Origin of the sequence: Vibrio sp. 10N.261.46.A3 (assembly GCF_041472995.1) — a bacterium.
Classification (GTDB): Bacteria; Pseudomonadota; Gammaproteobacteria; order Enterobacterales; family Vibrionaceae; genus Vibrio; species Vibrio coralliirubri.
Genome location: NZ_JBFRRH010000184.1, coordinates 1 through 5,568 on the forward strand (window position 1 = coordinate 1; position 5,568 = coordinate 5,568).

Here is a 5,568-nt window from a genome sequence, read left to right on the forward strand (position 1 = left end):
ACCACTTAACGCGGCGTTAGAACTATTAGGAAATATATGAGTACATCAGAAAATTCTATTCTCAATTTCTTTAAAGCATGTGGTTTTGAGATTGAAAAAATACCAGAGTCAAATGAGAAGTCACCCGACTTCTTACTGAATGATGGAAAACATACATTCCTTCTTGAACTAAAGCAGAAGTTTGACTCTGATGAACTGATTAAAACAAGAAATAATGCATTTGATAAAAATTCTGTTTTTGAACAGCTCAATGTTGTTCAAAGAACAAATCGCAATTCAAATATTATTAAATCAGCCTCTAAGCAATTGCTTGCACAGAAGAAAAAATTTAGTGCCGATTTCTGCATCATTGTATTTGAAGCTACTGGTTTAAGTGGCGAGTTAAAGCGAGATCAGTTTAAATCTTCACTGTATGGTACGGTCGAATTAATGAATTTAGGGGATAACTATGTTCCACCTAAAACATGCTATTTTTACGAAAATAGCGATTTCTATAATCAAAGAGACGTTCTTGATGCCAGTTTCATTTTTTCAGAAACTGAAGGACAACTGTGTTTAAACCCTTTATCTCCTAACTATGAACACTTTAAACAAAGTAGCTTAGTTGAGCTGTTTCATAAGGGGGTAGTTGACCCAATTTATTTGGAGCAAAAGAAATTCGCATATGTGGTTAATGGGGCAGTTAATCGAAAAGACAAACAAGAATTAGAACAATATTTGTCGCAAAAATATGGCTTTGATCGACTTGTTCCGTTTAACTACCCTGAGCTTAGTCATAGCTTTCGTGTAGAAGTGGAATCATAGTTCTAACAAAGCGTTTAAGAGTGACTCCAAACGCGTGCCGTTTTCGCTTCGCTCAAGTATGGCACACTTGTTTGTCGCACCTTAACGCGGCGTTAGGTGTTTATGGTTAAACTTGCCGGTCAGATGGTTTATGACCGGCTTTTTATGTAAAATTAGCTTTGGCTTGTGTTTGTTTACTTACCGCCAGTTTTTAATAGCTTTATTAAGCGAACTGCCTTTTCAACGACAGCTAAACCTAACAAAAGTAGCTCTGTATATTCACGCATTTTTCATCTCCGATAGTGGCTTTAGATCGATGTTAGGAGTGCGTGTTATGGTTGTCAATTCTTCATAACTTGCTGTAATTTAAGGTTTTTAGCTATATTCTGGCGTTTGCTGGCTATTCACTGGATAGGCTGGTGATTTTGCTGGCATTTACTGGCGAAAAAAAATTAGATTTTTTTGGTTAATAGAAAATGCGTATTTGGTGGTGATTCTCGGTGTAAGCTGCAAAAAACACCTAACAAACTGTTCAAGAGGGATTCGCAACGCGTGGCATTTTCACCATGCGTTGGTTTTAGTATTTAAGGTGGTATGCGGGAGCTTCGGTATTGCGTTGCTCACCCCTTAATTGGGCGTTAGGTTTCTCCGCGGGAAACATCTAATTCGAGGATTTTAGATCATGGATTATGAAGCGAAGCTACGACTTGCTCACAAAGAATTAAATGAAAAAGGCGTTTGGAAGTCGAACTACAATCCACTAATTGTAAATTGGCTACGTAAACTTGGAATGTGTTTTCCGCCACCTTATTACCAAAGTTATTTTGCAAACGTGATGCTTTGTGTGACTTTCTTTGCTCCTGTATGGGGGATCTTTCAATGGTTTTTCGTGTGGAACGAGCTAGGTAAACCAGTTTTAGAAGCAGTTTTCACCTCGTTACTTGCTGGCACTTTGTTTGGCTTTGTTATGGCAACCTTCTACTACATTAGACGTAAGCAATTAAATCTAACAGATTGGGGTTCATTGGAAGAATAAGCCCAAAACCTAACAAGTGTTTAAGACAGGCTTTCAGTGCCTGGAAACTTTATATCCAAGATTGGGCTTCGTGTTTACAGCGCTCTGTTTATTTTGGTTATTAGTATCGCTCACGCCTTTATGTATTGTCATTTTCTATCACTAAGAAGTGACGCTTTATGGATTCTAATTGAAAATTCGTTTGTGAAATAAAGAGTGAAGAGTCGCAACTGTTTTGACTCGACGGCTTTGTTATTTGATTGATTATGTCATAACATGATGTTATGACTCTACGCACATAGTTTGTTGTGAATCCCAAATTGCTTGTAAGAATTAGCTTACTGATTGTATGTGCGCATGCTTACTTATAGCCTAATGCTTTAGTGTTAAAATGAACGGAGTCAGTATGGCAAATATAAGTAAATTCTTGAATCAACAACTAAGGGCCGATGAAAGTGTAAGCTTCATTGCCTCTATATCTAAAAAACCTTTGTTAGCATATTTTATACTAACAGTAGCGCTTTGTTATTTGGTTAGTTTAATAGGCAACTTTGGCTACATATTTATGGCATTTATAGTGCTGGTGATGTTGTTTCAATGTGTCATATATGTTGTCTATTCTATTTCTTCAGAGTTTGTGGTCACAAGCCAAAGGGTTATCGGTAAAACAGGGCTAATATCGAGAAATACCTTTGAAATACCGCTAGAACAAGGCGAAGGCTTGCTTGTTAGGCAATCACTATTTGGAAGGATTTTTGGCTATGGGAGTATAGCTTCTTCAGGTACTGGAACAACAACGGTAGCAATGCTTTATTTAGAAGATCCTTTTTCGGTTCGTAAGCAAATATTAGATGCAAAATCTGTAGTTTTAGATATCACAAGCTCCAAAGAAGTTGCTCAATAGAGCAAAGGCATAATAAACGCTTCAACACGTGTGCCATTTTCGCTTCGCTACAATTTGGCACACATATACTCACCTATAAATCTGGTGTGATGTTTTTTAGGATAGGATTATAGAATGAACGAAGTTTTACACCCTAATAACAATCGACCTATTAGTTTTTCTGATTATGTTATATTAGCAGCAGAGGAAGGGTATCAATTACCTAACAATTGGCTAGGCGGCCGATGTCCAGTTTGTAAAAGAAGAATGAATGTTAGAAGTGGGCATAAAAAAGATGATGGCCACTTTTATCACATTGATAGTGATTTTTGCCCAACCAAAGATCCTTCGGCAAGACCATACATATCAAAAACACCAACTCAAGCAGACCCTATTGCTGAAGCTAGAAATAAAAAGTTCGCCAGTGAAAACATAGACAAAATCTGGGGGCGGTTAAATGAAATAGTTCCTTTCCTTGACTTTAAAGAGTTCATTCTAATACTAGATCAAGCTAAAAAACTTAGAGTGTACGCGTATGCGAATCTAGAGCCGAACTTATTACCCTACATTTATGCAACTTTGATTAATTTTCTTCCTAGTAAAAGTAAAGATAAGAACAGAAGACTTAAATTTTGTTTTTTCTTTGAGTCAGTGATTCAGCAATTTGATGAATTATGGATAGATAGAGGTGAAAATAGCCAGTTAACGAGAGTTTCATATAAAGGTGGAGAAACTAAAAAAGTGACGATCTTCGAGATGGAAAAAGATTATTTAAGTAAAGAATATTACCCATTGTCCGAAGGTAGAAAGAAATGGGCATCAGGTAAACTCTAGGATTAACACTCTCTTTAAGAGTGATTCACAGCACTAGATATTTTTTACTATACGATGTGTTGTTGTGTTTAAGGTGGTACACAGCAGCTTTGGAATTGCGTTGTTTACACTCCAACCGTGCTTTATGTTTTTACGGATAATAGAGATAATTATGGACTATGTTACTTTAGTAGTAGTTGTTATTTTTGCTTTGATTCCAGTTGTTTATGTAGGCTTTAATCTTTGGGAGTTATATAAGTCGTTTCCTAAAGTGAAAGTGGTTTGGAGTAGACTAGCTAGATTTGAGCAACACTTGTTTTTAATGGGATTAATGTTGTTTTTACCAATACCACTGATAAAGAATTCAGAGTTTAAGGATGTTTACGTTTTTGAACTCTTCATCGAAGCTTTTCCAGCAATGGCCGGTGGTATGTTTGTCGCAGGTTTGATTGCGTATGTTCGGGAACTACATGCTTATGAGGCTGAGCAACAGGTGTCTAAAGTAACTACACCAAATATAGCAACTCTTTATGGTGTCATGTTTTACCCTAAAAAGTAACACTTTATGGAGGTTGGTACGAATATCAAAGAGTCTGATTGGAAAGTTTTTTGCGAAATAAAGAGTGAAGCAGCGAAAGTGTTTTGTGCTCGTCAACTAGATGAAGCTATCAAAACGATTACTGATGAATCAGAGCCTGTAGGGGAAAGGTTCAACTTTATGTGTCAGCACTCTAAAGAATCTCAAAAGCAAATGAAGTCTATCTTTGATGGCCACTCTCGAAGCCGTGCATTTATCCAGCTCATGTAAATATGTGCGGAAGGCTTGGTTGCACCAGAACAATTCGAACGCCTTTCAGAGGAACTCAAAAAAGACATTACGAGTATTCTAGAAAGAAGAGCCTAAGGAAGTTTGGCTAATCAGGCCGCTTCTTTTTCATAACTGCAACCATCTCAATATTCCTCCTTTTTATTCGCGAATTCGGATATCCGCTACAATTTTGCCTCGGCAACCTCACTTATACGAGTTTTATTATACGAGTTGTATTGAAAATCTTAGAGTTACTCGTTTTTTTCTCCTTCAAAACGCCGTTTATTTTTAATAATTAGCACTAGAATTTGGATTGAGATTTCTTCCAAAAAAGTGTCAACGTTACTTTGTCAATAAAATCTCTCCCTAGCTCTTTAAATCCGTGCACTCTAGGTGAACTGAAAGTGTCACCTAGAGTGCGCGAGGGTGGGGTTTGCGGGAGTTTATGCTTGTGATGCGACCAGAGCCCCACCATCACAAATTCTTGGCCCCAAATGCTTTAATATTTATGGTTTTGTATGTGTGTTCGAGTTGTTATTCGGATTCCGAATCCATGATTTTTGGCCAGAGAAGCCGAGTGTTATGTTTTGAAAGTGAGTGTGCGGATCAGTGAATGCCTATAGGCCTTTAAAGTCTTAATACTGGATTAGTAGGTTTATTGGCTAATGGTTAGTTTAGGCGTGTTATGTCATTAAATGAGAGTTGTAGTGATTAAGCTGGAAGATGGTGTTAAGAATGAACGAAAGGCTAGAAGTGTTTTCTTGATCGCCCTTCAGTGTTGTTTGATTAGCCTAGAGTGTATTACGCGGTGGTAACGTCTTGTCCAATACATAGGAATGTAAATAGGCGGCTCTCAGCGATTTTTAGTTATGCCAAAGGAGTTGTCCCATTATTGATGACGATATTCGTTTTGAAGTGCGTACAAGGCCATACAAGTAACATTCTAGATGCTAGTCGGTTTTGTCTTTTTGTTTGATTAGCGTGTTGAACCTAGCGAAAAAGCGGTCTAGTCTTACTGTTAGAAAAACTACTGTATAAGTCCACCTTTCGTCCACCCTTAATCCACCCAAGCAAGATTGGGATAAAGTGGGGAAGAGGAAAGTTGATTATTTTCAGTGTATTGCGCGAGATTTACGACGTTTTTGAGGGCTCAGAAACGGTGAAACCCCGATGTTGGTAGCATCGGGGTTTCGAATTTCTAGATTTCTCGACTGGTAAGATCGATTATCTTTTCTATGCAGAAGGCTGGATTAATCCAATCTTATT

The 5,568-nt window shown here is 37.6% G+C and carries 5 protein-coding genes and 1 pseudogene; all 6 read left to right on the forward strand.

Going from position 1 to position 5,568, the window contains the following annotated elements; all coding sequences use genetic code 11:
* Positions 1 to 36: 36 nt before the first annotated feature.
* The 6 genes and pseudogenes from AB4484_RS26500 to AB4484_RS26525 all read left to right on the forward strand — a co-directional run bounded on the left by AB4484_RS26500 (position 37) and on the right by AB4484_RS26525 (position 4,398).
* Positions 37 to 804 (forward strand): hypothetical protein, encoded by a 768-nt coding sequence (locus AB4484_RS26500; RefSeq protein ID WP_372081026.1) that lies wholly within the window; start codon positions 37 to 39, stop codon positions 802 to 804.
* Between the two features lie 661 nt (positions 805 to 1,465).
* Positions 1,466 to 1,819, forward strand: a complete 354-nt coding sequence (locus AB4484_RS26505) for a DUF6404 family protein (protein ID WP_372081027.1) — start codon at positions 1,466 to 1,468, stop codon at positions 1,817 to 1,819.
* Between the two features lie 385 nt (positions 1,820 to 2,204).
* Positions 2,205 to 2,702 carry a PH domain-containing protein gene (locus AB4484_RS26510; protein ID WP_372081028.1) on the forward strand — a complete coding sequence of 166 codons (498 nt, stop codon included), beginning with the start codon at positions 2,205 to 2,207 and terminating at the stop codon, positions 2,700 to 2,702.
* Between the two features lie 114 nt (positions 2,703 to 2,816).
* Positions 2,817 to 3,515, forward strand: a complete 699-nt coding sequence (locus tag AB4484_RS26515; protein WP_372081029.1) for a hypothetical protein — start codon at positions 2,817 to 2,819, stop codon at positions 3,513 to 3,515.
* Positions 3,516 to 3,666: 151 nt separating this feature from the next.
* On the forward strand, positions 3,667 to 4,053 hold the full coding sequence (locus AB4484_RS26520; RefSeq protein WP_372081030.1) for a hypothetical protein: 387 nt from the start codon (positions 3,667 to 3,669) through the stop codon (positions 4,051 to 4,053).
* A 6-nt stretch (positions 4,054 to 4,059) separates the two neighbouring features.
* Positions 4,060 to 4,398, forward strand: a pseudogene (locus AB4484_RS26525) (hypothetical protein).
* Positions 4,399 to 5,568 lie beyond the last annotated feature (1,170 nt).

Bases quoted from the DNA above. Each gene is read 5' to 3' on its own strand.
- AB4484_RS26500 (WP_372081026.1), top strand. From the start codon at position 37: ATGAGTACATCAGAAAATTCTATTCTCAATTTCTTTAAAGCATGTGGT.
- AB4484_RS26505 (WP_372081027.1), top strand. From the start codon at position 1,466: ATGGATTATGAAGCGAAGCTACGACTTGCTCACAAAGAATTAAATGAA.
- AB4484_RS26510 (WP_372081028.1), top strand. From the start codon at position 2,205: ATGGCAAATATAAGTAAATTCTTGAATCAACAACTAAGGGCCGATGAA.
- AB4484_RS26515 (WP_372081029.1), top strand. From the start codon at position 2,817: ATGAACGAAGTTTTACACCCTAATAACAATCGACCTATTAGTTTTTCT.
- AB4484_RS26520 (WP_372081030.1), top strand. From the start codon at position 3,667: ATGGACTATGTTACTTTAGTAGTAGTTGTTATTTTTGCTTTGATTCCA.